This window comes from Neorhizobium sp. SHOUNA12A, assembly GCF_023006505.1.
In the GTDB taxonomy this organism is placed as follows: domain Bacteria; phylum Pseudomonadota; class Alphaproteobacteria; order Rhizobiales; family Rhizobiaceae; genus Neorhizobium.
On the sequence record NZ_JALBGV010000004.1, the window covers coordinates 51,682 to 77,086 of the forward strand.

24 protein-coding genes are annotated in these 25,405 nt (G+C 61.9%); 11 read left to right on the top strand and 13 right to left on the bottom strand.

Going from position 1 to position 25,405, the window contains the following annotated elements; genetic code table 11:
- Nucleotides 1-15 precede the first annotated feature (15 nt).
- On the bottom strand, nucleotides 16-894 hold the full coding sequence (gene mutM, locus MOV63_RS02955) for a bifunctional DNA-formamidopyrimidine glycosylase/DNA-(apurinic or apyrimidinic site) lyase (protein ID WP_247031549.1): 879 nt from the start codon (nucleotides 892-894) through the stop codon (nucleotides 16-18).
- A gap of 151 nt (nucleotides 895-1,045) precedes the next feature.
- On the opposite strand from mutM, the gene ubiE reads away from it, so the two are divergent.
- The 4 genes from ubiE (at nucleotide 1,046) to MOV63_RS02975 (ending at nucleotide 5,638) form a co-directional block, all read left to right on the top strand.
- Complete coding sequence (ubiE, locus tag MOV63_RS02960; RefSeq protein WP_046627918.1) at nucleotides 1,046-1,822, top strand: bifunctional demethylmenaquinone methyltransferase/2-methoxy-6-polyprenyl-1,4-benzoquinol methylase UbiE; 777 nt, start codon at nucleotides 1,046-1,048, stop codon at nucleotides 1,820-1,822.
- A gap of 4 nt (nucleotides 1,823-1,826) precedes the next feature.
- Complete coding sequence (gene ubiB, locus MOV63_RS02965; RefSeq protein WP_038548582.1) at nucleotides 1,827-3,389, top strand: 2-polyprenylphenol 6-hydroxylase; 1,563 nt, start codon at nucleotides 1,827-1,829, stop codon at nucleotides 3,387-3,389.
- 148 nt (nucleotides 3,390-3,537) lie between these two features.
- A complete protein-coding gene (locus MOV63_RS02970; protein WP_247031551.1) occupies nucleotides 3,538-4,875 on the top strand; it encodes a hypothetical protein in 1,338 nt (445 codons plus the stop codon).
- Nucleotides 4,862-5,638: a hypothetical protein gene (locus tag MOV63_RS02975; protein ID WP_247031553.1), complete on the top strand. Its 777-nt coding sequence runs from the start codon at nucleotides 4,862-4,864 to the stop codon at nucleotides 5,636-5,638. Before MOV63_RS02970 ends, MOV63_RS02975 begins: the two co-directional genes overlap by 14 nt.
- A gap of 27 nt (nucleotides 5,639-5,665) precedes the next feature.
- Here MOV63_RS02975 and MOV63_RS02980 read toward each other — a convergent pair whose 3' ends face one another.
- A complete protein-coding gene (locus MOV63_RS02980; protein WP_247031555.1) occupies nucleotides 5,666-6,226 on the bottom strand; it encodes a glyoxalase superfamily protein in 561 nt (186 codons plus the stop codon).
- Between the two features lie 222 nt (nucleotides 6,227-6,448).
- Complete coding sequence (locus tag MOV63_RS02985) at nucleotides 6,449-6,808, bottom strand: hypothetical protein (RefSeq protein ID WP_038548570.1); 360 nt, start codon at nucleotides 6,806-6,808, stop codon at nucleotides 6,449-6,451.
- A gap of 128 nt (nucleotides 6,809-6,936) precedes the next feature.
- On the opposite strand from MOV63_RS02985, the gene coaBC reads away from it, so the two are divergent.
- Complete coding sequence (gene coaBC / locus MOV63_RS02990) at nucleotides 6,937-8,142, top strand: bifunctional phosphopantothenoylcysteine decarboxylase/phosphopantothenate--cysteine ligase CoaBC (RefSeq protein ID WP_247031557.1); 1,206 nt, start codon at nucleotides 6,937-6,939, stop codon at nucleotides 8,140-8,142.
- Between the two features lie 3 nt (nucleotides 8,143-8,145).
- Here coaBC and MOV63_RS02995 read toward each other — a convergent pair whose 3' ends face one another.
- Entirely contained in the window at nucleotides 8,146-8,940 is a 795-nt protein-coding gene (locus MOV63_RS02995) for a class II glutamine amidotransferase (protein ID WP_038548565.1), read from the bottom strand.
- 194 nt (nucleotides 8,941-9,134) lie between these two features.
- Here MOV63_RS02995 and otsB point away from each other — a divergent pair, with 194 nt between their 5' ends.
- Together otsB and otsA are read left to right on the top strand one after the other, a co-directional pair.
- Complete coding sequence (gene otsB, locus MOV63_RS03000) at nucleotides 9,135-9,950, top strand: trehalose-phosphatase (RefSeq protein WP_247031559.1); 816 nt, start codon at nucleotides 9,135-9,137, stop codon at nucleotides 9,948-9,950.
- Nucleotides 9,951-9,967: 17 nt separating this feature from the next.
- Nucleotides 9,968-11,344 carry an alpha,alpha-trehalose-phosphate synthase (UDP-forming) gene (gene otsA, locus MOV63_RS03005; RefSeq protein WP_247031561.1) on the top strand — a complete coding sequence of 459 codons (1,377 nt, stop codon included), beginning with the start codon at nucleotides 9,968-9,970 and terminating at the stop codon, nucleotides 11,342-11,344.
- Between the two features lie 103 nt (nucleotides 11,345-11,447).
- On the opposite strand, the gene MOV63_RS03010 is transcribed toward otsA, so the two are convergent.
- Nucleotides 11,448-12,155 carry a glutathione S-transferase family protein gene (locus MOV63_RS03010; RefSeq protein ID WP_247031563.1) on the bottom strand — a complete coding sequence of 236 codons (708 nt, stop codon included), beginning with the start codon at nucleotides 12,153-12,155 and terminating at the stop codon, nucleotides 11,448-11,450.
- 111 nt (nucleotides 12,156-12,266) lie between these two features.
- Here MOV63_RS03010 and MOV63_RS03015 point away from each other — a divergent pair, with 111 nt between their 5' ends.
- Nucleotides 12,267-13,160 carry a LysR substrate-binding domain-containing protein gene (locus tag MOV63_RS03015; protein ID WP_038548552.1) on the top strand — a complete coding sequence of 298 codons (894 nt, stop codon included), beginning with the start codon at nucleotides 12,267-12,269 and terminating at the stop codon, nucleotides 13,158-13,160.
- A gap of 62 nt (nucleotides 13,161-13,222) precedes the next feature.
- Nucleotides 13,223-14,167, top strand: coding sequence for a threonine/serine dehydratase (locus MOV63_RS03020; RefSeq protein WP_247031565.1), 945 nt, complete (start codon nucleotides 13,223-13,225; stop codon nucleotides 14,165-14,167).
- 14 nt (nucleotides 14,168-14,181) lie between these two features.
- Here MOV63_RS03020 and MOV63_RS03025 read toward each other — a convergent pair whose 3' ends face one another.
- Entirely contained in the window at nucleotides 14,182-15,765 is a 1,584-nt protein-coding gene (locus MOV63_RS03025; RefSeq protein ID WP_247031567.1) for a peptide chain release factor 3, read from the bottom strand.
- A 98-nt stretch (nucleotides 15,766-15,863) separates the two neighbouring features.
- On the opposite strand from MOV63_RS03025, the gene dut reads away from it, so the two are divergent.
- Together dut and cysK are read left to right on the top strand one after the other, a co-directional pair.
- Nucleotides 15,864-16,334, top strand: coding sequence for a dUTP diphosphatase (gene dut / locus MOV63_RS03030; protein WP_247031747.1), 471 nt, complete (start codon nucleotides 15,864-15,866; stop codon nucleotides 16,332-16,334).
- Between the two features lie 129 nt (nucleotides 16,335-16,463).
- Nucleotides 16,464-17,432, top strand: a complete 969-nt coding sequence (gene cysK, locus MOV63_RS03035; protein ID WP_038548543.1) for a cysteine synthase A — start codon at nucleotides 16,464-16,466, stop codon at nucleotides 17,430-17,432.
- A gap of 267 nt (nucleotides 17,433-17,699) precedes the next feature.
- Here cysK and MOV63_RS03040 read toward each other — a convergent pair whose 3' ends face one another.
- The 7 genes from MOV63_RS03040 to ugpB all read right to left on the bottom strand — a co-directional run bounded on the left by MOV63_RS03040 (nucleotide 17,700) and on the right by ugpB (nucleotide 25,312).
- Nucleotides 17,700-19,235, bottom strand: a complete 1,536-nt coding sequence (locus MOV63_RS03040; protein WP_247031749.1) for a YifB family Mg chelatase-like AAA ATPase — start codon at nucleotides 19,233-19,235, stop codon at nucleotides 17,700-17,702.
- Nucleotides 19,236-19,430: 195 nt separating this feature from the next.
- Complete coding sequence (gene gshB, locus MOV63_RS03045) at nucleotides 19,431-20,381, bottom strand: glutathione synthase (protein WP_038592651.1); 951 nt, start codon at nucleotides 20,379-20,381, stop codon at nucleotides 19,431-19,433.
- Between the two features lie 74 nt (nucleotides 20,382-20,455).
- Nucleotides 20,456-20,959 carry a cupin domain-containing protein gene (locus MOV63_RS03050; protein ID WP_247031569.1) on the bottom strand — a complete coding sequence of 168 codons (504 nt, stop codon included), beginning with the start codon at nucleotides 20,957-20,959 and terminating at the stop codon, nucleotides 20,456-20,458.
- A gap of 108 nt (nucleotides 20,960-21,067) precedes the next feature.
- Nucleotides 21,068-22,168: a sn-glycerol-3-phosphate import ATP-binding protein UgpC gene (locus MOV63_RS03055; RefSeq protein ID WP_038548531.1), complete on the bottom strand. Its 1,101-nt coding sequence runs from the start codon at nucleotides 22,166-22,168 to the stop codon at nucleotides 21,068-21,070.
- Nucleotide 22,169: 1 nt separating this feature from the next.
- Nucleotides 22,170-23,018, bottom strand: coding sequence for a sn-glycerol-3-phosphate ABC transporter permease UgpE (ugpE, locus tag MOV63_RS03060; RefSeq protein WP_247031571.1), 849 nt, complete (start codon nucleotides 23,016-23,018; stop codon nucleotides 22,170-22,172).
- A gap of 9 nt (nucleotides 23,019-23,027) precedes the next feature.
- Nucleotides 23,028-23,912 carry a sn-glycerol-3-phosphate ABC transporter permease UgpA gene (gene ugpA, locus MOV63_RS03065; protein WP_247031573.1) on the bottom strand — a complete coding sequence of 295 codons (885 nt, stop codon included), beginning with the start codon at nucleotides 23,910-23,912 and terminating at the stop codon, nucleotides 23,028-23,030.
- A 77-nt stretch (nucleotides 23,913-23,989) separates the two neighbouring features.
- The gene (ugpB, locus tag MOV63_RS03070; protein WP_247031575.1) at nucleotides 23,990-25,312 is read right to left on the bottom strand and encodes a sn-glycerol-3-phosphate ABC transporter substrate-binding protein UgpB; all 1,323 of its coding nucleotides are present in this window, start codon (nucleotides 25,310-25,312) and stop codon (nucleotides 23,990-23,992) included.
- Nucleotides 25,313-25,405: the final 93 nt, after the last annotated feature.

Genomic DNA, 25,405 nt, shown 5'->3' on the forward strand with positions numbered 1-25,405 from the left:
TTCTCTGGGCAGCGGTTATTTTTGGCAGGCCGGGCAATAGAATGTGGAGCGGCCCGCCTGGGTGATGCGCGCGACGGTACCGCCGCAGCCCGGCGTGCGGCAAGCGCCGCCTTCCCGGTCGTAGACGGAGAAGGAGTGCTGGAAATAACCGAGAGAACCATCCGTCTGGATATGGTCCCGCAGCGACGAACCTCCGGCGGCGATCGCATCGGCGATGACGTCGCGGATCGACTGGTTGAGGAGGACCAGCTCCTTGTTCGGCCTGCCGGTCTTGGTAACGACACTGCCGGCCGCGCGTTTCGGCGACAGATGCGCGCGCCACAGCGCCTCGCAGACATAGATATTGCCGAGGCCGGCGATCACCGTCTGGTCGAGGAGCGCGCCCTTGAGCGGCTGGCTCTTGCCTGCCAACCTTGCCGCCAGATAGTCCGCATCGAGCGCTTTGCCGGTCGGCTCCGGCCCGAGCTCGGCAAAGGCCGGATAAAGATCGAGCTCGCTGCGCTTCCACAGCTGCATGAAGCCGAAGCGGCGCGGGTCATTATAGATGACGCGCAGCAGGCCTTCATTCTGTCTCAGATGGAAGACGACATGATCGTGTTTCTGATCTTTCGAACGCGGATGGTGGAACTCGGCGAGCGCATCGTTCTCGATCCGAAACGATCCCGACATGCCGAGATGGCTGATCACGGTGAGATCGTCCTCAAGGTCGATCAGCAGGTATTTGGCGCGCCTGCCGAGCGAGACGATTCGGCGTTCGTTGACGGCATTGGCGAAATTCTCCGGAAGCGGAAAGCGCAGGTCCGGACGGTTGAGCTCCAGCCTGGCGATCACCGCACCTTCCATTGCCGGGGCGAGACCGCGCCGGACGGTTTCCACCTCTGGCAATTCGGGCATGATTGACTAACTTCCTGTTTCAACGACATCGCGCCTGGTCTATAGACCGGACCGGATGTCGCACCCATGTAATGACACGCGCCACAGATAGCGTGGGATGAGCGATTTCGCTATGGTCGCCGACCAGAAGAGAGACGTTAGGAGTTCACCGATGACTGAAGCTCGTACCAGCGCCGACGGCGGGATGGAAACGTCCTATGGCTTCCGCAAGGTCGCCGACGGCGAGAAGCAGGGTCTCGTCAACGACGTCTTCCATAAGGTCGCCAAACGCTACGACGTGATGAACGACGTGATGTCGGCCGGCATGCACCGTGTCTGGAAGGATGCGCTGATCGCCTCGCTCAATCCGAGAAAGGACGTCGGCTATAAAACCCTGGACGTGGCAGGCGGCACGGGCGATATCGCTTTCCGCATCGTGGAGGCTTCCGACCGCAAGGCGCATGTGACCGTGCTCGACATCAACGGCTCGATGCTGGCTGTCGGGGCCGAGCGCGCTGAGAAGAAACGTCTTTCCGAAAACCTCGCCTTCGTCGAGGCCAACGCTGAGTCCCTGCCCTTCGAGGCTAACTCCTTCGACGCCTACACGATCGCCTTCGGCATCCGCAACGTGCCGCATATCGACGTGGCTCTGAAGGAGGCCTATCGCGTGCTGAAGCGCGGCGGACGGCTGCTGGTGCTGGAATTTTCAGAAGTCGAGATGCCGCTTCTCGAGCGCTTTTACGAGGAATGGTCGTTCAAGGCGATCCCGCGCTTCGGAAAGATGATCACCGGCGAGGCGGAGCCCTATCAATATCTGGTGGAATCGATCCGGAAATTTCCGAACCAGGAGAATTTCGCCGCGATGATCCGCAATGCGGGTTTTTCGCGCGTCACCTACACCAATTATACCGGCGGCATCGCGGCGCTGCATTCCGGCTGGAAACTCTGAACGCATGAGCACGATCGGCGCTTATTTCCGGCTTGCCCGCGTCGGCTGGGTTCTGGTGCGCGAGGGCGTGGTATCGGCACTGCCGACCCAGGACATGCCGCCCTCCGTCGGCCTCATCAAGGCTCTGGTGGAGCCCTTGGCGCGGTTCCGCTCCAAGACGCAGGCGCGCAGCGAGCGGCTGACCCGCGCCGTCGACCGGCTGGGGCCTTCCTATGTCAAGATCGGCCAGTTCCTGGCGACCCGTCCGGATGTCGTCGGTGTCGACTGGGCCGTCGATCTCGCCATGCTGCAGGACCGGATGGCCTTCTTCCCGACCGCGATTGCGAAGGCGGCGGTCGAGGCATCGCTCGGCCGAACGATCGGCGATCTCTATTCTTCCTTCGACGAGCCGATCGCCGCGGCCTCGATCGCCCAGGTCCATCCCGGCGTCGTCAATGACAGGAAAGTGGCCATCAAGGTGGTGCGCCCGGGCGTGCGCCAGCGCTTCGCCCATGACATCGAAAGCATGTACCTCCTGGCGCGTATGCAGGAACGCTTCATGCGCTCCAGCCGGCGCTTAAGGCCCATCGAGGTGACGCGGACGCTCGAACAGACCACCAAGGTGGAAATGGATCTGCGTCTGGAGGCCGCGGCGCTTTCGGAGATTGCCGAGAATACCAAGGAGGATCCCGGGTTCCGAGTGCCGTTGGTCGACTGGGAACGCACCGGCCGCGACGTTATCACCATGGAATGGATAGACGGCGTCAAGATGTCGGATGTTGCGGCTCTTCGCGCCGCCGGCCACAATCTCGAAAAGCTCGCCGAGGTGCTGATCCAGTCCTTCCTGCGCCACACGCTGCGGGACGGTTTTTTCCATGCGGACATGCATCCCGGCAATCTGTTCGTCGACACCGCCGGCACGGTCGTCGCCGTCGACATGGGCATTGTCGGGCGATTGGGCAAAAAAGAGCGTCGCTTCCTCGCCGAAATCCTCTACGGCTTCATCACCCGCGACTATCTGCGCGTCGCGGAAGTGCATTTCGAGGCGGGCTACGTGCCGGCCCATCACGACGTCGCGAGCTTCGCCCAGGCGATCCGCGCGATCGGCGAACCGATCCACGGCCAGCCCGCCGAAACGATCTCCATGGCGCGGCTCCTGGCGCTGCTCTTCGAGGTGACCGACCTGTTCGAGATGCAGACCCGCACCGAACTGATCCTGCTGCAGAAGACCATGGTCGTGGTCGAGGGCGTGTCGCGCATGCTCGATCCGCGCTTCAACATGTGGAAGGCTTCAGAACCGGTCGTCGGCCAATGGATCCGCGACAATCTCGGGCCGAAACGCATCGTCTCGGACCTGCGCGACGGGGTGAAAGCCGCCGTCAAGCTCGCCGAAGCCCTGCCGGAGATCGCCGCCAAGACGGAGACGCTACACCAGGAACTCGTCTATATGAGCGAGCACGGCCTGCGCTTCGATCCTGAGACCACAGAGGCCATCGGCAAGTCGGAGGCGCGACACAATCGGTCGGGACGCGTCGCGCTGTGGATCATCGCGCTGTCGCTGCTTTATATTGCCTTCACGCTCAGCTGAGCTTTGCCGGGCCACGTAGTGATGCAAAAACCCTGCTCCACAAGGGTTTTTGCCATAGTGCAACTCCAAAGCGGCCTTTATTCCGCCGAGTTCTCATCCTCTGTTAAGGAATACATTCCTTTTGGAATTCGCCTTTCGGAGACAGTTCATGGCGCTAGGCGCAACTCAACGCTTGCATGACGGCGTCGCGGCCGTCGAGACGATGACCCGTTTCGCGCTTGCCGTCCTGGCGCTCGCCTCCGGCGTCTACACCTATCTCGGGGCACGCAGCATTCTCGACGGGTCGCCGACGGCCGTATTCTTTGCAGCGGTCATCTACTCCGCCTCGGTCTCGGTCGGCATCTATGCCTTCTGGTCCTATATGGCCCGGTTCTACCCGCATGTGACGAGCCGTGGCGGCCGCACCGCCATGCTCGGCGTCATGGCGGTGGGTGCTGCGATGATCCTTGCCATGTCGAGCTGGCTGAATGCGGCGGCGCTTGCCGGTTCCGCAGCCGTGGAGCAGCATCTTTCCGAGACGGTCGAGGACTATACCGCGGATCTCGACCGCGCCCACCAGAATGCACTCGCGGCGCAAAACCTGTTGCCGGATATCCAGCGCGCGTCCGAACGTTTCGCCCAGCTTGCGGGCGTCGAGCGCCAGTCCGGTTCGCTCACCGGCACGACCGGATCGGGAAGCGTCGTACAGCTCCTCAGCCAGATGTCGGCGCAGATGAAGTCGCTTTCAGCCAACATCAATGCCTCGCGCGAGCAGGTGGACGGCCTCTTCTCCCAGGGCCAGAAACGGCTTGAGACTATGCGTTCGCTGGTTTCCGCGCCGGGCACGATCGAGCCGCGTGCCGACCAGTTTTCGACCGAAGCCGTGGCACTGACCGGCGTCATCACCTCGCTCGCCCAGACCTCGATCGCACCATCGATCCGCCGCGCGGCTGACGACCTGTCGCTCGGCTTCATTGCGCCGGTCCCGGATGGCGGCGCTGCCGATCTCGTCAACCGACAGAACCAGGTAATGGACACGGTGCGTACCTCGGTCACGGCGCAATCCAAGGCGCTCGCCAAGGCTGCCGACGAAATCCTCGCCCGGCCGCCCGTGCAGGAGCGTCGTTTCGTGCCACTCTCCTCCGCCGAAGCCGTGCTGAGTTATGCGCAGGACTTCATTCCCGCCTGGGCCGGCGCTATTTCCATCGACCTGCTGCCTGGTGTGATGGTGTTCATCCTGGCCGTCGTGCATGGCGCTATCCGCCGCCAGGAAGAAAACCTACCCTTCGCGGAACGGATCACGGCGGCCGAACTTCTCAGGGCGCTGGAGGTGCAGCGCGCCGTTACCGCCAGCGGCGTCACCATCGAACAGGCCGTTTCCAAAACAGACGCGAAGAGCGAAACACCAACGTCAAATCCGGAATTGTCGCCGGAGACCGAGCCGAACAATATCACCGCCATCGACCTCAAGTCGCGCAGCCGGGACCGGACGCATGAGGATCGGTGAGGCGATCAGCAAACTCGACGAAGGCGTGCTGATGCGCGCCGCCTTCTACATGCTGCTCTCGGCCGCGGCGGTGTTCCTCGTCGTCGATATTCGCGACATGACGGTGATGAACGCCGCCTTGCCCGGCTTCGATCCGATGCACGAGGACCAGCCCGTGCTGCCGCCGGCGCTGACCGAAGGCGTGCCCGCAGCACCGCCGGTGCAGCCCGCCAGCCCCAAGGAAGTGCTGCGCAAGCCGATCACCTTCGAGCTCACCACAGGCGGCGTGCTGCTCGCCGAAGGGACGATCGACCGGGGCGCCGCCGCCCGCTTCTCAAAGGAGATCGAGACCCGCGGGGAATATGTGAAGACGGTGACGCTCAACTCCCCCGGCGGCTCGGTTGACGATGCCCTCGCCATGTCGAAGCTGATCCGCGACAGGAAGCTCGACACGAAGGTCGCGTCAAAAGCGCTCTGCGCCTCTTCCTGCCCGATCGTATTTGCCGGCGGCGTCGGGCGTTTGGCGGAAAAGGATGCAGTGATCGGCGTGCACCAGGTGTTCAACGGAGCCAAGGACCGGCCTTCGGCGGAACAGGCGATGTCCGCCGCGCAGGCGACCACCGCGCGGGTCGCACGGCATCTCGACCAGATGGGAATTGGCGCGGGCCTCTGGATCCATGCGCTCGAAACGCCGCCGGACCGGCTCTATTATTTGACGCCGAAGGAAATGACGGATTTCAAGCTGACGACCGAGCCGCTCGCGACCGCCAGGAAGAAGATCTAGCGTCCCGTCGGGCCTCGAGAGGCTAGGTCAGGCTTGGGGCTTGATCTCCCGCTCGCAGAAGGTGATGCGGTTGCTAAACGGGTCGGTGACCGTCACTTCCAGTCCCCAATCCGCCTGTTCGAGCCCTGGCTTCATATAGGGGTAGTTCTTGCCGATCAGCTCCTGCTGGAAGGCGCGCGCACCCGTCATCGGCACGAAGACCCTTGCTGCCGGCGACGCATCGCCTGCATGCTCGGAAAGGTGCATCAGCATGCCGCTTCGCGAAATCTGGCAATAAAGCGGGAAGTTTTCGCCGAAGCGATGCTCCCAGTCCACGGTAAAGCCTAAGAAATCGCGGTAGAATTCCATCGCCTTATCGACGGAGAATATCCGGAAGATCGGGATCGCCGGCTGGATCGACACCGCATCCGGCTTCCTCTGCTGCGGCTCTGACGCGTCGATCTTTGCAGCAAGGATATTCCAGTTGTCGTAGCCGAACTGCGCTGCGACCAGTTCCAGGACCTGGCTATGCGTCAGCTCGACCTTACGTTCGGCAAGCGCCTCGCGCAGGTTTTTGGCCATCAGTTTTGCATCGCGGAAATCGCGCATCTCATCATCCTTTCAACAGACGAGCAAAGACCGGTCAGGTCCATCAATCAGCGCCCGCATTGCTGATCCGTTCGTCATCGCTGGCCGGATTGGCAAAGGATGAGAGGCGGTGGATGCGTTCACCTTAGCGCTTGAGGCGCCGCGGGCGGCTGGCCGCATCCGGCCGCAAACAGGAGTAGTGCAGTCCAGAATCTAGCGCAAGATGTCCAAACCGCCTTCGCGTCAGTGCGTGACCGGTTCCGGGAAAATCCGGCCCTCCTTCGCCTTTGCGCTTGCCTTGAAGAGAGAGCGCGTCGGGCTGGTGACGACGTCGATCGCTGCTGCAGTTGCGCTCTCGATCGCCTCGCCTGCAACGCTTGCGGCAAGGGCGCGTCTGCGGCCGCTTATCTTGCCGGGCTTGCGGACATCGGCCCGCTCGTCGGTCAGGACGGCGGCGGCGGCATTGGCGCCTGCGACGAGGGCTCTCGCCAGCATCTGCCGGCCGGTGCGGCTTGCCAGCATGTTGCGCAGCAGTGACGACTTGCGCACGGATTTCGGCACCTTGAACCCCGCGACCTTCTTCGGAACGATCTTCTTTTTCATGACGGCTCTCCTTTGCCGTTGAACTCCCATCGGCTGCAACTGTTCCGTGACGCCGTCAAATGGGGAAGGCAATTGCAACTTGGCGACCGAAAGCTTAGCTTCCGGCCATTCTGGTATCGGGTAACGGCATGGAACTCTCCGGCAAGCGTATTCTTCTGATCATCTCCGGCGGCATCGCGGCTTATAAAAGCCTCGATCTCATCCGTCGGCTTCGCGAGCGGGGCGCATCGGTTCGTCCGATCATGACCAAGGCGGCCCAGGAATTCATCACACCGCTCGCGGTCGGCGCGTTATCCGCCAGCCACGTCTATATCGATCTGTTTTCCCGCGAGGACGAGCAGGATGTCGGCCATATCAGGCTCGCCCGCGACAACGACCTCGTGATCGTGGCACCCGCCAGCGCCCACCTGATGGCCAAGATGGCGCATGGCCTGGCGGACGATCTGGCGAGCGCCGTGCTGCTTGCCACCGACCGCCCGGTCCTGGTCGCACCCGCCATGAACCCGAAGATGTGGGCGGCGCCCGCGACCAGGCGCAATGTTGAAACGCTGAGGGCAGATGGTATCCATTTCATAGGCCCTATGGCCGGTGAGATGGCCGAAAGCAACGAGGCGGGCACCGGCCGCATGGCCGAGCCGCTGGAAATCGTCGTGGCAGCGGTCAAACTGCTGGACGGCGCACCGAAGCCGCTGACCGGCAAAAAGGTGATCGTCACATCCGGCCCGACCCACGAGCCGATCGACCCGGTGCGTTATATCGCCAACCGCTCCTCCGGCCGTCAGGGCCATGCGATCGCCGCAGCACTCGCAAAGCTCGGCGCAGATGTGACGCTCGTCTCCGGACCGGTGAACATACCCGATCCGGTTGGCGTGAAGACCGTACATGTGGAACGCGCCGAGGAGATGCTGGAAGTAGTGATCTCGCGCCTGCCAGTCGATATCGCGGTCATGGTCGCGGCCGTTGCCGACTGGCGCGTCGCCTCGTCGGCCGGCCAGAAGATCAAGAAGCAGCCGGGCGAGGCCCCGCCTCCCCTGTTGCTGACCGAAAACCCGGACATCCTGAAGACCGTGGGTCATCACGAAAAGCGGCCGAAGCTGGTGGTCGGCTTTGCCGCAGAGACCCAGGATGTCGAGAAGAACGGCCGCTCCAAGCTGGAGCGCAAGGGCGCCGACCTGATCGTTGCCAACGACGTGTCGCCGGAAACCGGCATCATGGGCGGCACCCGCAACCGGGTGAAGATCATCAGCGCCAAGGGTGTCGATGAATGGCCCGAGTTTGACAAGGACGAGGTGGCGGAGCGTCTCGCTACGCTGATCGCCTCGAAGCTCGGGTAGATCTCAAGCCGCTTCCGAGAGCGCCTTCGGCCGGAAGAGCGTGGCCTGCAGGCCATCGGCACCAACCACGACGGCGCTGCCGTCCGGGATTTCCACCCAGGTATCGACTTCATCGTTGAGCGGCTCGGAAACAAGGCAATAACCCGTCTTGCCGCCCATCGGTGCCGCGTAGAGCGTCGGCGGTTTATGGTCGGTAGCGTAACGCACCGCATAAAGTTCGCGGCCGTTGGAATAGGCGGCGGTGAAGCGCACCAACGCCTCGCCCGATTTTTCCAGAGACAGGTCCTCGACCGTGGCGATCGCCTTTTCCATGGCCTGGAACGGATCGGTATCCAGGCCAAATTGCAGGGCGAGCAGGAAGAGAAGCTCGGAATCGGTCGTGCCGTTACGGGCTTCGAACAGCGCGTCCGAAAGCATGCCCTCCATATGCCGGCGGATGCGCTCGAAGCCGGAGATCTGGCCATTGTGCATGAACGACCAGTGGCCCTGGACGAAAGGGTGGCAATTGTCGCGCCGCGTCGCGCCATTGGTTGCCGCCCGCACATGGGCGAGGAAGAGCGGCGAACGGATCTGCCGCGCCAGGCTCTTCAGATTGCAATCGGACCAGGCAGGCAGGATGTCGCGGTAACGGCCCGGTTCCGGCCGGTCTCCATACCAGGCAATTCCGAAACCATCACCATTCGTCGCGGTCTTGGCGCGGGTGGCGCAATGAGACTGCTCGATCAGGGAATGCGCCGGCGAGGATACGAGTTCTTCGAGATAAAGAGGTTCGCCGCGATAGGCTGCCCAACGACACATGAGTATTTCTGCTCCGACGTTGCCGCCCGTCCGCGGCCTGAAAATCCAGGAATTTCAGGGTCTCTACAAAGGCTTAATGAAACATGAATTCAATGGTTACATGCCAGCTTCTTGCTAAAGAATGTATCACTTTTTGCGACAGAGCGTGATCTTTCGAGGTTGCCGCCGGAGTTTGGCGGCCTAGATAGAGGCTCATGTCGCGTAAAGAACAGCCGAGCCCAGCTACTGCAGAAGCGCCCCTTCCGGAGGATTCCGTTCTCGCCAGGCTGATGCTCGAACCGGAGCGATGGGCGCTGTTTCTCGATATCGACGGCACGCTGATTGAGCTTGCCGAGACCCCGGACGCGATCGTCGTACCGCCGGATCTGCCCGAGAACCTGCATCGTCTTTCCATGAGGCTCGGCGGCGCGCTGGCGCTGGTCACAGGCCGGGCTCTTCCCTATGCCGACCAGCTTTTCACCCCGTATAAATTCCCGATCGCAGGCCTGCACGGCTCGGAGCGCCGCGATCCCTCCGGGGCGATCAGCCGCGTCGAGGTCGGTGCCGCGTTCGAGGATCTGAAGGCGGCTCTTTTCCGCGAAGCCCGTCAGTGGCCGGGCGTTCTGGTGGAGGACAAGGGGGCGGCCGTCGCCGCCCATTATCGCCAGGCGCCGAAGCAACGTGAAGCGGTCGAGGCGGCCATGCCCCGCTACCTCGATATGGCAGGACCCGACTTCACGCTCCAGCACGGCAAGATGGTGATGGAGATCCGGCCGGCCCAGGCGAGCAAGGGCCACGCATTGCAGGCCTTTCTCGATCAACCGCCCTTCAAGGGCCGCAAGCCGATCGCGATCGGCGACGACGTGACCGACGAGGCGATGTTCCGCACCGCCAACCAACTCGGCGGCCATTCCATCCGCATCACCGAGACGCCGGGTGACACGGAAGCCAAATCCACCCTCCCCTCGGCCGCTGCCTTGCGCGCGGCAATCAAAGCGCTCGCGAGTGGCGTCAAGCCCGACGCCGCGTGAGCCGAAAGGACAATATCTTGAGCCGACTTGTCGTCGTTTCGAACCGTGTCTCCCTGCCGCAGAAGAGCGGCGATGCTCCAGCCGGCGGGCTGGCTGTCGCGCTGCAGGCCGCTCTGGAGGAGCACGGCGGCATCTGGATGGGATGGTCCGGCAAATCCAGCGGCGCGAAGGAGCCGGCGCCGCTCGACATGCAGCAGCACGGCAACATCACCTATGCGCTCACCGATCTCACCAAGACGGATGTCGAGGAATATTACCACGGGTTTGCCAACCGGGTGCTCTGGCCGATCTGTCATTACCGGATGGATCTTGCGGAATATGGACGAAAGGAGATGGCCGGGTACTTCCGCGTCAACCGCTTCATCGCCCATAAATTGGCACCGCTCATAGAGGACGATGACGTCATCTGGGTACACGACTATCACCTGATCCCGCTTGCCGCAGAACTGCGCCAGATGGGCCTCAAGAACAAGATCGGCTTCTTCCTGCACATTCCCTGGCCGCCAGCGGACGTGCTCTTCACCATGCCTGTCCACGAGGAGATCATGAAGGGGCTGTCGTATTACGATCTTGTCGGGTTCCAGACAGACCATGACCTTGCCAATTTCGTCGGCGGGCTCGTGCGAGAGGGCATCGGTGACGCACTCGAGGGCGGGAAACTGACCTCCTATGGGCGCACCTTCAAGGGCGGCTACTACCCGATCAGCATCGAGACGGCGATGTTTGCGGAATATGCGAAGAAGGCAGCGAGCAACGTCATCGTGCGTAAGGCCAAGCAGAGCATCGAAGGGCGGGACCTGATCATCGGCGTCGACCGGCTGGATTATTCGAAGGGCATCACCCAGCGGATCGATGCCTTCGAACACTTCGTCAAATCCAACCCTGCCCATCATAACCGCGTAACCTATCTACAGATCACGCCGAAATCCCGCTCCGAAGTGCCGGAATACGAGCAGATGCAGCGCATGGTGGCCGAGCAGGCAGGCCGCGTGAACGGTGCGATCGGCACGGTCGACTGGGTGCCGATCCGCTATATCAACCGCTCGATCGGCCGGCCCGTTCTGGCAGGCCTTTATCGGCTCGCCAAAATCGGGCTCGTCACGCCGCTTCGCGACGGCATGAACCTGGTCGCCAAGGAATATGTGGCGGCCCAAGATTCGGACAACCCGGGCGTTCTGGTGCTGTCGCGCTTCGCGGGTGCTGCGCGGGAACTGCGTGGGGCGCTGCTGGTCAATCCCTATGACATCGAAGGCACGGCAAACGCGATCGCGCGCGGCATCAACATGCCGATTGAAGAGCGCAAGGAGCGCTGGGGCCGGATGATGGAGCATCTCCTCGAATACGACGTGACACGCTGGTGCGACGACTTCCTCAAGGACCTCACCGCGGCGTAAGTTCGTTGAACTCCTAAGGATCAAATCCGAGTATCATTTCAGACAAGCGCCTCAGGTCGCAGCGCCCACCAGGGACGCCACGACTGCGCATGGATATCGGCGATCACGCCGCCTGCTTCAAAGACCCGAGCGCTTCGTCGAGGCTCACATGGCCGAGGAACTGGCCGCTCGTCTGCGCTTCTTCCTGATGTTCGATGGCCCAGGCGAACTGCACCGCCGGGTCCTGCTGCAGACGCTCGTAGAGCGCATTGAGCCCCGGAAACTGCCTCCGGTCGACGACCTGGTGGAAATCGTTCCAGCGGGCGATGCCGGCGAAATAGGCATCCGCAAAGCTTTTCTCGTCGCCGAGTAGCCATTCGCATCCACCCAAGAGCGTTTCGAGTTGCGCATGCGCCTTCTCGACCTTGGCGATACCATAGGTGCGAAGTGCCTGGTTGGCCTGCGGGTCGAGTTCATGCTCCGCTGTGTGCCAGAGCGGGCCGAAGGCGTTGAAGAAAGCGGTATTGAGGAAGGCCAGCATCTGGTTCATCCGGTCGAATTTTTCCGACTTCGGATCGAAACCCCAGCCCTTGCCCACCGTGCGCGCGGCGATATGATTGAGGATTGCCATGCTCTCGCTCATCACCCGGCCGTCCGGCAGCATCAGCGACGGAGTTTCGCCGATCGGGTTGACCGGCTTATAGGCCTCGCTCGAAACCACGGCCGGCATTTCGATCCGGCATAGCCGATATGGCGCGCCGGTCCATTCGAGCGCGACGATCGAGCCGAAGGAACATCCTTCCGGTACGCCGTAAAACAGGATCGGTGTCATTTTCATACTCCCTGGATTGAAATTTTGAGGCCCCGGCAATATGAATTTGTGGACACTGGCGCGGTAGACACCAATTTTCCGCCTTTAAGTCTACAGGCATGGAAGCTGAGAATGACTTTGCCCAACCTCAACGATCTCTATTTCTTCGTGCAGGCAGTGGAGCATGGCGGCTTTTCCGCGGCAGGCCGCCGGCTCGGCGTGCCGAAATCCACCGTCAGCAAACGCGTGGCGGAACTCGAGGACCGGCTTGGCGTGCGGCTGATCCAGCGGACATCCCGCAGTTTCTCGCTGACCGACCTCGGCCGGGATTTCTTCCGGCACGCGCAGGCGTCAGTAATCGAGGCGGAGATGGCGGAAACCATCGTTCGCACCCACCTCGGCGAACCGAGCGGCATCGTGCGGATGACGGCCGCAGTGCCGACCGCGCAATTCGTACTCGCCGATCATCTTGCCGAGCTTTCGACCCGTTATCCGAAGCTGCATCTTTCGCTGCATGTCAGCGACCGGTTCGTCGATATCGTTCAGGAAGGTTTTGACATCGCGGTACGCAGCCACCAGGCGCCGCTACCGGATTCGACACTTCTGCAGAAGAAGCTCGCGGTGCACTCTTTCTTCGTCGTCGCCTCACCGGATTATGTTCGCATCCATGGCGAGCCCTTGCAGCCGGAAGATCTCGCCGGACACAGGGCGGTCACTGCCGGCCCGACGGATACGGTCTGGAAGCTGGCCTCCGAGGATGGCGAAGCGGTTGTGGTGACACCTCAATCTGTGCTTTCCGCCGACGAGCCGATGGTGATCATGAAGGCGACGATGACAGGCCTTGGCCTGACCTGCCTGCCGACGTCCGTCTGCCGCGAAGCGCTTGCCGAGGGCAGGCTGATCCGCCTGTTGCCCGATTGGACCGCCGGCAGCATCACTACGACGATCCTGATGCCGCATCGACGCGGGCAGCTTCCGGCCGTGCGCGCCGTCGTCGACTTTCTCAGCGAACGGATCGGCGCCTAAAGGGACTTTCCTTTCGGCGACTTGGCGGCTACCCATGGCCGTTCCATTCCCAAGAGGCCATCATGTCGATCGAACACACCGTCACGCCCGAACGCATCGCGGAAACCGAAACGCTCATCCGCCCGCATATCCGCCGCACGCCTGTGATGCGCGTCGACATGCGGGATTTCGGCGGGGCACCGCTGCCGGTCGACCTGAAGCTCGAGCTGCTGCAGCATTCCGGCTCGTTCAAGGCTCGCGGCGCCTTCACCAACCTTTTGACGCGCAATGTCCCGGCGGCCGGCGTCGTCGCCGCGTCCGGCGGCAATCATGGAGCGGCCGTCGCCTACGCAGCGATGAAGCTCGGCGTTCCGGCGCATATTTTCGTGCCGAGCGTGGCCTCGCAGGCGAAGATCGACCTCATTCGTTCCTATGGCGCGGAACTGGTGGTCGGCGGCGATCGCTATAACGATGCGCTGGCGGCGAGCCAGACATATGTGGCGACGAGCGGTGCAATCGCCGCCCATGCTTATGACCAGGTGGAAACCCTGCTCGGCCAGGGCACGCTCGGCAAGGAGATCGATGACGGCCTGCCGGAGATGACGACGCTGCTGGTCGCTGTCGGCGGTGGCGGACTGATCGGCGGCATCGCCTCCTGGTTCCGCGGACGGGCGAAGATCGTCGCGGTGGAATCCGACGGCGCGCCGACCCTTTACGAAGCCTTCAAGGCGGGTCACCCGGTGGATGCGCCGACCGGCGGCATCGCCGCGGATTCGCTTGCGCCAAAGCAGGTCGGCGAACTGATGTTCCCCGTTGCCCAGAAATTCCTCCAGCCGCCGATCCTGGTGACCGACGATGAGATCCTCGCCGCTCAGAAGGCACTGTGGGCCAGCGCCCGTATCGTTGCCGAACCCGGCGGCGCTGCGGCCTTCGCCGCCCTGCTTTCCGGCAAATATGTTCCCAGCCCCGACGAACGCGTCTGCGTGCTGGTCTGCGGTTCCAACACGACGGCGGTCAAGTTCGACTAAAACACAGGATGGTATCAGGCCGCCTTGGCGACCTGATATTCCTTGATCGCGACCATCTTGATCGCTGGAAAACGCTCCGACTCATAGCGCAGCGAGAAGCTGTCCTGCGCCAGGAAAACCGGATCGCCATCGAGATCGCGGGCGATATCGCCGCGCTTTACCGTCAGGAACTTGTCGAGATCGGCCTGATGATCGGCCGAGATCCAGCGGCAGATCGAGAACCGCGACATTTCGAAGGAGACCGGCAGGCCGTATTCGCCCTGCAGCCGTTCCTTCAAGACGTCGAGCTGCAGCGCGCCAACGACCCCGACGATGGCCGGCGAGCCGTCTTCCGGCGAGAAGAGCTGCACGACGCCCTCTTCCGCCATCTGCTGCAGCGCTTCCTTGAGCTTCTTCGCCTTCATGGCATCTTCCAGCCGCACACGGCGGAGGATTTCCGGCGAGAAGTTCGGCACGCCCTGGAACACCAGTTGCTCGCCTTCGGTCAGCGTATCGCCGATGCGCAAAGTGCCGTGGTTCGGGATGCCGACCACATCGCCGGCATAGGCAGTATCGGCCAACTGGCGCTGGGATGCGAAGAAGAACTGCGGCGCTGTCAGCCCGAGCTGCTTGCCCGTGCGCGACAGCCGCGCCTTCATGCCACGCTCCAGCTTGCCCGAGCAGATGCGCGCAAACGCGATACGGTCGCGGTGGTTCGGGTCCATGTTCGCCTGGATCTTGAAGACGAAGGCCGTCATCTTGTCGTCGGTCGCGTGCACCGTGCGGATGTCGGCCACCTGGTCTCGCGGCGGCGGGGCGAAATCGCCCAGCGCATCGATAAGGTCGCGCACGCCGAAATTCCGCAAAGCCGAACCGAAGAAGACCGGCGTCATGTGGCCTTCGAGGAAAGCCTTGCGGTCGAACGGCCGGCAGGCCTCGATCGCCAGTTCGGTCTCTTCGACGAAGGCCGCGCGTTCGTTTTCCGGCAGGCGGTCGGCAATGCTCTGGGGTCCGTTGACAGGCGTCGCCTTGACGTCCGTATCCGAGCCGCGGACGGTATTGTCCGCCAGGTTATAGGAACCGCAAAAACTCTTCGAACGGCCGATCGGCCAGGTGACCGGAGCGGTGTCGAGCGCCAGCTTCTCCTCGACTTCATCGAGTATCTCGAACGGATCGCGGCTTTCACGGTCCATCTTGTTGACGAAAGTGATGATCGGGATATCGCGCATGCGGCACACTTCGAACAGTTTCAGCGTCCGCGGCTCGATGCCTTTTGCGGCGTCGAGGACCATGACCGCGGCATCCACCGCCGTCAGCGTGCGGTAGGTGTCGTCGGCGAAGTCTTCGTGGCCGGGCGTATCGAGGATGTTGAAGACGTTGCCGTCATATTCGAAGGTCATCACCGAGGTGACGACCGAGATGCCGCGTTCGCGCTCGATCTTCATCCAGTCGGACCGGGTCTGGATACGGTCCCTCTTCGCCTTCACTTCGCCGGCGAGCTGGATCGCGCCGCCGAACAGCAGCAGTTTTTCGGTGAGCGTCGTCTTGCCCGCGTCCGGATGGGCAATAATTGCGAATGTGCGGCGGCGGGAAACCGCCTCGGCAATCGTTTCGGGCATTTTTTCTAGATCCTTTACGTTGCCGCGTATCTAACGACTCCGTGGATAACTTTCAATTCGTGTTTGACCGGAGCGACCGTGGGTCGACAAATGACATGATGAACATTCACGCCCCCTCCTCACCGAAACTCAATCTCGTCCGCCTTCCTCACGGCGCCGGCCTCGATCTGCCGGCCTATGAAACCGCCGGCGCTGCCGGCATGGACCTGCGCGCCGCCGTCGAGGACGACATGCCGCTGACAATCGCCCCCGGCAAAAGAGCACTGGTGCCAACAGGCTTCATTTTCGAAATTCCGGAAGGTTTCGAGGCGCAGGTGCGGCCGCGCTCAGGCCTTGCCTTCAAGAACGGCATCACCTGTCTCAACACGCCAGGCACGATCGACAGCGATTATCGCGGTGAGGTGACGGTGCTGTTGATCAATCTCGGCGACGAGGATTTCGTCATCACCCGCGGCATGCGGATCGCGCAGATGGTGATCGCGCCGGTGACACAGGCTCGGCTGGCCGAGATTACGGAAACCTCGATGACGGCACGCGGCGCCGGTGGCTTCGGCTCGACCGGCCTTTGAACGCAAAGGCGTTTTCGTTCCCGACCACTTCCGGGAACAAAATTTCCATTTCTCTTTCCGTCCGGTTCCGCCTTGCTGGCATTCGTGGGGAACACGCCCTAACTTCTCTCCAAACTCAGGGAGAGCACCATGCCAGAGACCAGAAAGCCGGGCCGCGGCCGAATCTATTCCTCGATCACCGAAACCATCGGCGACACGCCGATCGTGCGCCTCGACAAGCTGGCTAGGGAAAAGGGCGTGAAGGCCAACCTTCTGGCCAAGCTCGAATTCTTCAACCCGATCGCTTCGGTGAAGGACCGTATCGGGGTGGCGATGATCGAAAGCCTGGAGGCCGAAGGCAAGATCGCGCCTGGCAGGACGACGCTGGTTGAGCCCACATCCGGCAATACCGGCATCGCACTCGCCTTCGCGGCCGCCGCCAAGGGATACAAGCTGATCCTCACCATGCCGGAAACCATGTCGATCGAGCGCCGCAAGATGCTCGCCCTGCTCGGCGCCGAACTGGTGCTGACCGAAGGCCCGAAAGGCATGAAGGGTGCGATCGCCAAGGCGGAGGAACTCGCCGCTTCGCTTCCGGATGCAGTCATCCCGCAACAGTTCGAAAATCCGGCCAACCCCGAAATTCATCGCAAGACGACGGCCGAGGAAATCTGGAACGATACCGACGGCAAGATCGACATCTTCGTCTCCGGCATCGGCACCGGCGGCACGATCACCGGTGCCGGCCAGGTGCTGAAGGAGCGCAACCCGGCACTCAAGATCATTGCCGTCGAACCGGAAGAATCGCCCGTGCTCTCCGGCGGACAGCCCGGGCCGCACAAGATCCAGGGCATCGGTGCAGGTTTCGCTCCGAAGATCCTGGACACGCACATCTATGACGAGATCATCACCGTCAACAGCGGTGAGGCGATGGAGATGGCCCGCCTGGTGGCCAGGCTCGAAGGCGTGCCGGTCGGTATCTCCTCCGGTGCGGCGCTGCAGGCCGCCATCGAAGTCGGCAGCCGCGAAGAAAACGCCGGCAAGACCATCGTCGTCATCATTCCATCCTTTGCCGAGCGTTATCTGTCGACGGCGCTGTTTGAAGGATTGGGTGGTTAGCTGCACTTCTTCAGGTCGTCATCCTCGGGCTTGACCCGAGGATCCACGGCCAAGCCCACCAGGGTTGACTACATTAGGGCGGGTCGCCAGGCGGATGGATCCTCGGGTCAAGCCCGAGGATGAACGACGGAAGGGTATGTTATCCGCGTCTGCCTAAGCGGCGGTCCGCCTAAGTGGAGCTTGGTCATCGGTGACGACTGCCCTGGCCGCAGAGCAAATTCATCGCCATCTCCCGGCCCTCGCAACCCCCATCCCTAACCTTCTGCCTCACGCCGCGGCCGTCGCCAGCCGTTCGCCGGCCATGCGATAGGAAATCGCCTCGGCGAGATGGAGGCGGCCGACGGTATCCTTGCCGTCAAGATCGGCGAGCGTGCGTGCGACCTTCAAAATGCGGTGGTATCCGCGGGCTGAGAACTTGAGCTTTTCCGCCGCATCCCTGAGCAGTTGGAGACCGCCGGGATCGGGTTCGGCGATCTTCTCGATCAACGCCGTCGAGCAGCGAGCATTGGTGAGCACGCGCGGATAACCGGCCTGTTCGAACCGCTCCCGCTGCCTGTCACGCGCAGCCGCCACGCGCCTGGCGACATCCGCGCTGCTTTCCGCCGGCCTCGGGCGAATGAGATCTGCAGCGGACACGGCCGGCACGTCTATGCGGATATCGATCCTGTCCATCAGCGGCCCTGAAATGCGGCCCTGGTAGTCCGATATGCATTTTGGTCCACGTGCGCAGGAATGGCCGGGTTCGCCCGCCATGCCGCAGCGGCATGGGTTCATGGCGGCGACGAGCTGGATACTGGCGGGATAGGAAACCCGGTGGTTGGCGCGGGCGATAATGCATTCGCCGGTCTCCAGCGGCTGGCGGAGCGCGTCAAGCGCCTGCGGCGAGAATTCCGGGAATTCGTCGAGGAACAGCACGCCGTGATGGGCAAGCGATGCCTCCCCGGGCCTGGCGCGCAGGCCACCACCCACCAGCGCTGCCATGGTGGCCGAGTGATGCGGCGTGCGGTAAGGCCGGCGGTCAGAGAGCTTGCCGCCGGAAAGCTGGCCGGCGATCGAATGGATCATCGACACTTCCAGCAGTTCGGCAGCCGAAAGCGGCGGCAGGATGGACGGCAGCCTAGCGGCAAGCATGGATTTTCCGGAGCCGGGAGGGCCGACCATCAGGAGATTATGACCGCCGGCAGCGGCGACTTCCAGCGCCCGCTTGGCGCTTTCCTGACCTTTGATGTCGATGAGATCCGGCAGATTGGCAGGCAAGGCACGGATCGCCGGCTGCGGACGCGAGATGACCTGAGTGCCGCGGAAATGGTTTGCGAGCGCGATCAGGCTGCGCGGCGCGATGATATCGATATCGGCCCCTGCCCAGGCGGCTTCCGCGCCGCTGTCGGCCGGGCAGATCAGACCCTTTCCCAAAGCGTTTGCGGCGATTGCCGCCGGAAGTGCGCCGGCCACGGGCGCAAGCGTGCCGTCGAGGTTCAGTTCTCCGAGCACGACATAACCGGTGAGCGCATCTCCGGGAACGGCGCCCAGTGCCGCCATCAATGCCAGCGCGATCGGCAGGTCGAAATGCGATCCTTCTTTCGGAAGGTCGGCCGGCGCCAGATTGACGGTGATCTTCTTCGGCGGCATGGCAAGGCCCGAGGCATGCAACGCCGCCTGCACCCGCTCGCGGCTCTCGGCCACCGCCTTGTCGGGCAGGCCGACGATATGCATGTTGATTTTTCCGGGTCCGACCATGACCTGCACGTCGACCGGAACGCCTTCAATGCCCTGGAACGCAACTGTGCTGACGCGCGAAACCATATCCACCCCGCCCCTAACCTCATGTCCAGGACGCCAGCGATACACGCTTTCCGTGCCAGGAATTGCAATCTGGCATAGAAATAAGAATGAAACAAGAACATTAATCGAACAACTTCACGCATCCGCTGCAAGTGGGTTGCAGGCGGTTGCAGCGCGAGAACAAAGGCGATCCGTATCCGAAACGCCTTGCCTTCATCAGGCGCGTTTTGCCTCGATTGCATCCCAGAGGAGGCTTGCGACGTCGGCGCCGCCGAACTTCTTGACTTCGCGGATGCCCGTCGGGGATGTGACGTTGATCTCGGTCATATAGTCGCCGATGACATCGATGCCGACGAAGATGAAGCCGCGCTCGCGCAAGGCGGGTCCGATGCGGGAGCAGATTTCCTTCTCGCGCGGCGTGATCTCGGTCGCCTCGGCGCGGCCACCGACATGCATGTTGGAGCGGCTGTCGTGTTCGGCGGGAACCCGGTTGATCGCGCCGACCGGCTCGCCGTCGACCAGAAGGATACGCTTGTCGCCTTTGCGCACGGCCGGCAGATAGGCCTGGGCGATATAGGGTTCGCCGCGATACATCTGGCCGAACATTTCGAGCAGCGACGTGAAATTGCGGTCGTCCCGGGCGGAATGGAAAACCCCGGCGCCGCCATTGCCGTAGAGCGGCTTCAGGATGATATCGCCCATCTCCTCTCGGAAGCGGGCGATTTCGCCCGGATCGCGGCTGATCAGAGTTGCCGGCATCAAATCGGCAAATTCGGTGACGAAAATCTTCTCCGGCGAGTTGCGCACCCAGGCGGGGTCGTTGACGACAAGCGTTTTCGGGTGGATGCGCTCGAGCAGATGGGTCGAGGTGATATAGCCCATGTCGAAGGGCGGATCCTGGCGCAGGTGAACGACGTCCATCTCCGAGAGGTCGATGCGCTCCTTGTCGCCGAGCGTGAAATGATCGCCCTTGACGTCGCGCACCTGCAGCGGTTCGACGGCAGCGAAGATCTTGCCGTCGCGCATGGTCAGGCGGTCGGGGGTATAGTGAAAGAGTTCGAAACCACGCGCCTGCGCTTCGAGCGCCATGGCGAAGGTGGAATCGCCGGCAATGCTGATGCCGGAAATATGGTCCATCTGGAACGCGACCTTGCGGATTTTCGCCATGACTTCAGCCCCCTAGGATTGGCCCGCCTGATGTAGGATGGCGAGCCCCCAAAGGCAACTGCAATCGGCCGATATCACGCGGAGATGCCGACCTGCGTCTTTGCCCGCAACATGTTACGCAGGCGGAAAAGCATGGCGATCGGCTTCGGGAAAGGCCGGCGGATGAATGCTACCTTTTTCAGATAGTTGTCGATGCGCCAGGTGGCCCAGGTCCGGCCCTTGAAATAGCCGACATCGCCTGCCGTCAGCGTGCGCTGCGTGCCGTCATCGGCAGTCACGTGCACTTCGCCCTCAAGGATCACCACCGTTTCGTCCCAATGGAAGTACCAGCGGAACTCGCCGGCCGTGCATTCCCACACGCCGGTCGTGGCGCAATCGTCTTCTGCAGTGGAGTGGGAGGCGGCACGCGCGCGCGGATCACCGGCGAGCACCCATGTGGGCTCGATCGGCATCGGCTTCATCTCCAAAGAATGCGGGCAGGCGCCGATGAACGCCTTAACCTTCGGTTTCTCCGGCGTGTCTGACCTGTATCTGAATGCGATTGCCGCTGCGGTCGCGGCGAGGACATGCCAACTCATCTTTCCCCCAAAAGCTGCCAATTCCGGGAAAATGTAGCGGCAAAGAGTAAGGCTGCTGTTCAGGCCAATCGTACAATTTTAACGATCGGCCTGATTTTCGCACTCTCTTTAGAGAACCGGTTCGACCGGCGCGAGCTTTGCCTCCGCCGGTACGTTGCCCGGCAGCCGCTTGCCCGTATCGAGCGAGAAGAAGTGCAGGCGCTTGGCATCGACGGCGATGCGCATTTCCGCAGAGAGCGCAATCTCCGGCGAAACGGCGGCAGTGATCTGCTGATCGCCGACGGTGCCGTGGATCAGTCGCTGGGCGCCCAGTTCCTCGGTATATTCGAGGCGGAAAGGCAGGGCCTCTTCGTCGTCGCGCGCGATGCGCAGATCCTCAGCGCGGACGCCGACGGTAACGGCGCCCGAAGTCGGTGCAAAACCGTTGAGGCTGATCATCGCCGGGCCGATCGCCAGCTTGTCGCCATGCAACTCCCCCCTGACGAGGTTCATGGCCGGCGAACCGATAAAGCTTGCCACAAAGGTAGAGGCGGGTGCGTGGTAAACTTCCAGCGGCGCACCGATCTGCTCGATCTCTCCCCCGTTCAGAACGACGAGGCGGTCGGCGAGCGTCATGGCTTCGAGCTGGTCGTGGGTGACGTAGATCGACGTGGTGCCGAGGCGGCGCTGCAGGCGCTTGATTTCGCCACGCATGGAAACGCGCAGTTTCGCATCGAGGTTGGAGAGCGGCTCGTCGAACAGGAAGGCTGCCGGCTTGCGTACGATGGCGCGGCCCATGGCGACGCGCTGGCGCTGGCCGCCGGAAAGCGCGCGCGGCTTGCGCTCCAGATACTGGGTGATCTCCAGCATGCGGGCCGCTTCAGCGACACGCGCGTCGATCTCAGCCTTCGGCGTACCGCGGTTCTTCAGACCGTAGGCTAGGTTGTTATACACCGTCATATGCGGATAGAGCGCGTAATTCTGGAACACCATGGCGATATCGCGCTCGGCCGGCTCGACCTCGTTGACGACCCGGCCGGCGATTTTCACTTCGCCCGCGGAAATGGCTTCCAGCCCCGCGACCATGCGCAACAGCGTGGACTTTCCGCAGCCAGACGGACCGACAAGGACGATGAACTCGCCATCGGCTATGTCGATGGAGACGGAGCTTACCGCCTTTACGCCGCCGGTATAAACCTTTGAAACCTCTGAAATGTGAATGCCAGCCATGTTATTTCTCCGTTTCAGTAAGCCCGCGGATGAACAACCGCTGCATGAAAACCACGACGAGGATGGGGGGAAGCATGGCGAGTACGGACCCCGCCATGACGAGTTGCCACTCGATGACGCCGTCCTGCGCCGTGACCATGCGCTTCATCCCCATCATCAGCGTGTAATAACCGGGGTCGGTGGTCACCAGGAGCGGCCAGAGGTACTGAACCCAGCCATAGATGAAGAGGATGACGCATAACGCGCCGATATTGGTACGCGAGAGCGGCAGGAGGATGTCCCGGAAGAACTTCATAGGGCCGGCTCCGTCCACACGGGCCGCTTCCAAAAGTTCGTCCGGGACTGTCATGAAGAACTGGCGGAACAGGAAGGTCGCCGTGGCCGATGCGATCAACGGGACGGTCAGACCGGCCCAGGAATTCAACATGCCGAGGTCGGCGACGATCTTGTATGTCGGCATGATGCGCACCTCGACCGGCAGCATCAGGGTGACGAAGATGATCCAGAACGCCAGTAGCCGGAACGGAAACCGGAAATAGACGATCGCGAAGGCGGAAAGGATCGAGATGGCAATTTTTCCGGCCGTGATCGTCAACGCCATGATCAGAGAGTTCAGCGCCATGTGCGAATAATTGGGCAGGCCGTGAGCGGCCGCGGCGCTCGTCAGAATGGTCGAATAGTTGTCGATGAAATGCGAGCCCGGCAGAAGCGGGACCGGCCCGCTCATCAGCGTCGAGACGTCATGGGTCGACGCCATGATCGCGACATAGACCGGCAGCGCGACCACCAGAAATCCCAGGATCAGGAATGCGTGGGTGAGGAAAGTCAGGAAGGGGCGGTTTTCAACCATGATCGTTCCTCAATACTGGACGCGGCGTTCGACGAAGCGGAACTGAACAAAGGTCAGCAGCATCACGATCAACATTAGCAACACCGACTGCGCCGAGGACGAACCGATGTTCAGACCGACGTAACCGTCCTGATAGACCTTGTAGACGAGCGTGGTCGTCGCCTGCGCGGGCCCGCCGCCCGTCGTGGCATCCACGATCGGGAAGGTGTCGAACATCGTGTAGTTGACGTTGATGATGAACAGGAAAAACGTCGTCGGCGACAGAAGCGGCAGAGAGATGGTGAAGAAGCGCCTCACCGGGCCCGAACCGTCGATCGCGGCAGCCTCGATCAGCGACTGCGGCACCGACTGCAATCCAGCCAGGAAGAAAAGGAAGTTGTAGGAGATCTGCTTCCAGGCTGCCGCGATGATGATCAGGATCATCGCATGCGTGCCGTTGAGGTCATGGTCCCAGCGAATGCCGACGCGCTCAAGGAAAAAGGGCAGCAGACCGGTGGATGTATTGAAGAGAAACCACCACAGGACACCCGCCACGACAGGGGCGACGGCATAAGGCCAAACCAGCAGGGTGGTATAGATTCTGGCGGATCGCGTCACGCGGTTAACCGCGGCCGCGAATGCAAGGCCGAGCATCATCGAAAGGATGGTTACGGACACCGCGAATACGGCGGTGCGCCAGAGAGCATCCAGATAGTTCGGGTCCTCGATCAGCTGCCGATAATGGGTCAATCCGACGAAAACGGTAGAGAAACCAAAGGGATCTTCCCGCTCGAATGAAGACTTCACTGCCTGCGCGGCAGGCCAGATGAAGAAGACGAGCGTGATAGCGAGCTGGGGCGCGAGCAGCAAATAGGGCAGCAGGCGGTTATTGAAGGTTGTTCTTTTGGTATCCACCGTTCCCTCACCACAACGTAATAAGCAAGCAAGGGAGGGCCGGCGGTAGCCGGTCCTCCCTGCGGAGATCGGAACGATCAGTTCGAGTTGGCCGCCTCGAATTCACGCAGAAGCGCATTGCCGCGCTGCACTGCGCTGTCGAGCGACTGCTTGGCGTCCTTCTTGTTGGCGAGGAGTGCCTGGAACTCCTCGTCGATGATGGTGCGGACCTGGGTAAAGTTGCCGAACCGCACGCCCTTCGAATTTTCCGAGGGAGTACCGCGAGTGATCTGCTTGATGGCGATGTCGGAGCCGGGATTCTTTTCGTAATAGCCCTGCTTCTGGCCGAGTTCGTAAGCAGCATTGGTGATCGGCAGATAACCGGTGAACTGGTGCCAATCAGCCTGGACATCCGGCTTGGAGAGATAGCTGAAGAACTTGGCTACACCCTTGTAGGTCGCCTTATCCTTGCCGTTCAGCACCCAAAGGGTGGCGCCGCCGATGATGGAGTTCTTCGGCTCCTTGATCTCATCGTCGTAATAAGGCAGCGGGGCGAAGCCCGGCGTGAAGTTCTTGGCGTTGTTGATGACCCCGGCGCGGCCTGCGGAGGAGTTCATCGTGATGGCGCATTCCTGCGAATAGAACATGGTCGCCGCCTGGTCGCCACCGACCGGGCCACCATACTTGAACAGGCCTTCGTCCTGCCACTTCTTCAGGTTTGCCCAGTGCTTGACCTGCAGAGGACCGTTGAAGGTGAATTCGGACTTCACGCCGCCGAAACCGTTCTGCAGCGTGCCGAAAGGCTTATCATGCAGCGCCGAAAGGTTTTCGGTCTGTACCCAGGTAATCCAGGCCGAGGTGAGGCCGCACTTGGCAGCGCCGGAGGAAACGATCTTCTTCGAGAACTCCTCGACTTCCTTCCAGGTCTTCGGGGCAACTTCTGGATCAAGGCCCGCCTTTTTGAAGACGTCCTTGTTATAATACATGATCGGAGTGGAGGAATTGAAGGGCAGCGACAGGATGTTGCCCTTCGTATCGGAATAGTAGCCGGTAACCGGAGCCAGGAATGTCTTGGTGTCGAAGGGTTCGCCTTCGTCCGCCATCAGCTTGTAGACAGGATAGACGGCGCCCTTGGCAGCCATCATCGTGCCGGTGCCAACTTCGAAGACCTGGACGATAGCCGGTTGCTGGCCGGCGCGGAACGCGGCGATCGCGGCGGTCAACGTTTCCGGATAACTTCCTTTATAGACCGGAACGACTTTGTAGTCGGACTGGCTCTCGTTGAATTTCTGAGCGATTTCTTCAAGCTTCTTGCCGAGTTCGCCACCCATGGCATGCCACCAGGTGACTTCCGTCGCGGCAAGCGACGACGTTGCCGACAGCGCGACCGCGAATGCGGCCATTGAGAGTTTTCTCAACATTATTATTTCCTCCACCTTGATTGGTGTCGGCCCCCAAATAGGGTCCTCCCATGACACCACCGTTACAGTTTTATGTCATTTTTCTAACAGAGC

Bases quoted from the DNA above. Each gene is read 5' to 3' on its own strand.
- MOV63_RS03010 (WP_247031563.1), bottom strand. From the start codon at position 12,155: ATGACACCGATCCTGTTTTACGGCGTACCGGAAGGATGTTCCTTCGGC.
- MOV63_RS03025 (WP_247031567.1), bottom strand. From the start codon at position 15,765: ATGCCCGAAACGATTGCCGAGGCGGTTTCCCGCCGCCGCACATTCGCA.
- MOV63_RS03040 (WP_247031749.1), bottom strand. From the start codon at position 19,235: ATGGTTTCGCGCGTCAGCACAGTTGCGTTCCAGGGCATTGAAGGCGTT.
- otsB (WP_247031559.1), top strand. From the start codon at position 9,135: ATGTCGCGTAAAGAACAGCCGAGCCCAGCTACTGCAGAAGCGCCCCTT.
- cysK (WP_038548543.1), top strand. From the start codon at position 16,464: ATGCCAGAGACCAGAAAGCCGGGCCGCGGCCGAATCTATTCCTCGATC.
- MOV63_RS03055 (WP_038548531.1), bottom strand. From the start codon at position 22,168: ATGGCTGGCATTCACATTTCAGAGGTTTCAAAGGTTTATACCGGCGGC.
- MOV63_RS02970 (WP_247031551.1), top strand. From the start codon at position 3,538: ATGGCGCTAGGCGCAACTCAACGCTTGCATGACGGCGTCGCGGCCGTC.
- gshB (WP_038592651.1), bottom strand. From the start codon at position 20,381: ATGGCGAAAATCCGCAAGGTCGCGTTCCAGATGGACCATATTTCCGGC.
- ugpE (WP_247031571.1), bottom strand. From the start codon at position 23,018: ATGGTTGAAAACCGCCCCTTCCTGACTTTCCTCACCCACGCATTCCTG.
- MOV63_RS02985 (WP_038548570.1), bottom strand. From the start codon at position 6,808: ATGAAAAAGAAGATCGTTCCGAAGAAGGTCGCGGGGTTCAAGGTGCCG.
- MOV63_RS03050 (WP_247031569.1), bottom strand. From the start codon at position 20,959: ATGAGTTGGCATGTCCTCGCCGCGACCGCAGCGGCAATCGCATTCAGA.
- ugpB (WP_247031575.1), bottom strand. From the start codon at position 25,312: ATGTTGAGAAAACTCTCAATGGCCGCATTCGCGGTCGCGCTGTCGGCA.
- dut (WP_247031747.1), top strand. From the start codon at position 15,864: ATGAACATTCACGCCCCCTCCTCACCGAAACTCAATCTCGTCCGCCTT.
- MOV63_RS02975 (WP_247031553.1), top strand. From the start codon at position 4,862: ATGAGGATCGGTGAGGCGATCAGCAAACTCGACGAAGGCGTGCTGATG.
- ubiB (WP_038548582.1), top strand. From the start codon at position 1,827: ATGAGCACGATCGGCGCTTATTTCCGGCTTGCCCGCGTCGGCTGGGTT.
- ubiE (WP_046627918.1), top strand. From the start codon at position 1,046: ATGACTGAAGCTCGTACCAGCGCCGACGGCGGGATGGAAACGTCCTAT.
- MOV63_RS03020 (WP_247031565.1), top strand. From the start codon at position 13,223: ATGTCGATCGAACACACCGTCACGCCCGAACGCATCGCGGAAACCGAA.
- mutM (WP_247031549.1), bottom strand. From the start codon at position 894: ATGCCCGAATTGCCAGAGGTGGAAACCGTCCGGCGCGGTCTCGCCCCG.
- MOV63_RS02995 (WP_038548565.1), bottom strand. From the start codon at position 8,940: ATGTGTCGTTGGGCAGCCTATCGCGGCGAACCTCTTTATCTCGAAGAA.
- coaBC (WP_247031557.1), top strand. From the start codon at position 6,937: ATGGAACTCTCCGGCAAGCGTATTCTTCTGATCATCTCCGGCGGCATC.
- MOV63_RS02980 (WP_247031555.1), bottom strand. From the start codon at position 6,226: ATGCGCGATTTCCGCGATGCAAAACTGATGGCCAAAAACCTGCGCGAG.
- MOV63_RS03015 (WP_038548552.1), top strand. From the start codon at position 12,267: ATGACTTTGCCCAACCTCAACGATCTCTATTTCTTCGTGCAGGCAGTG.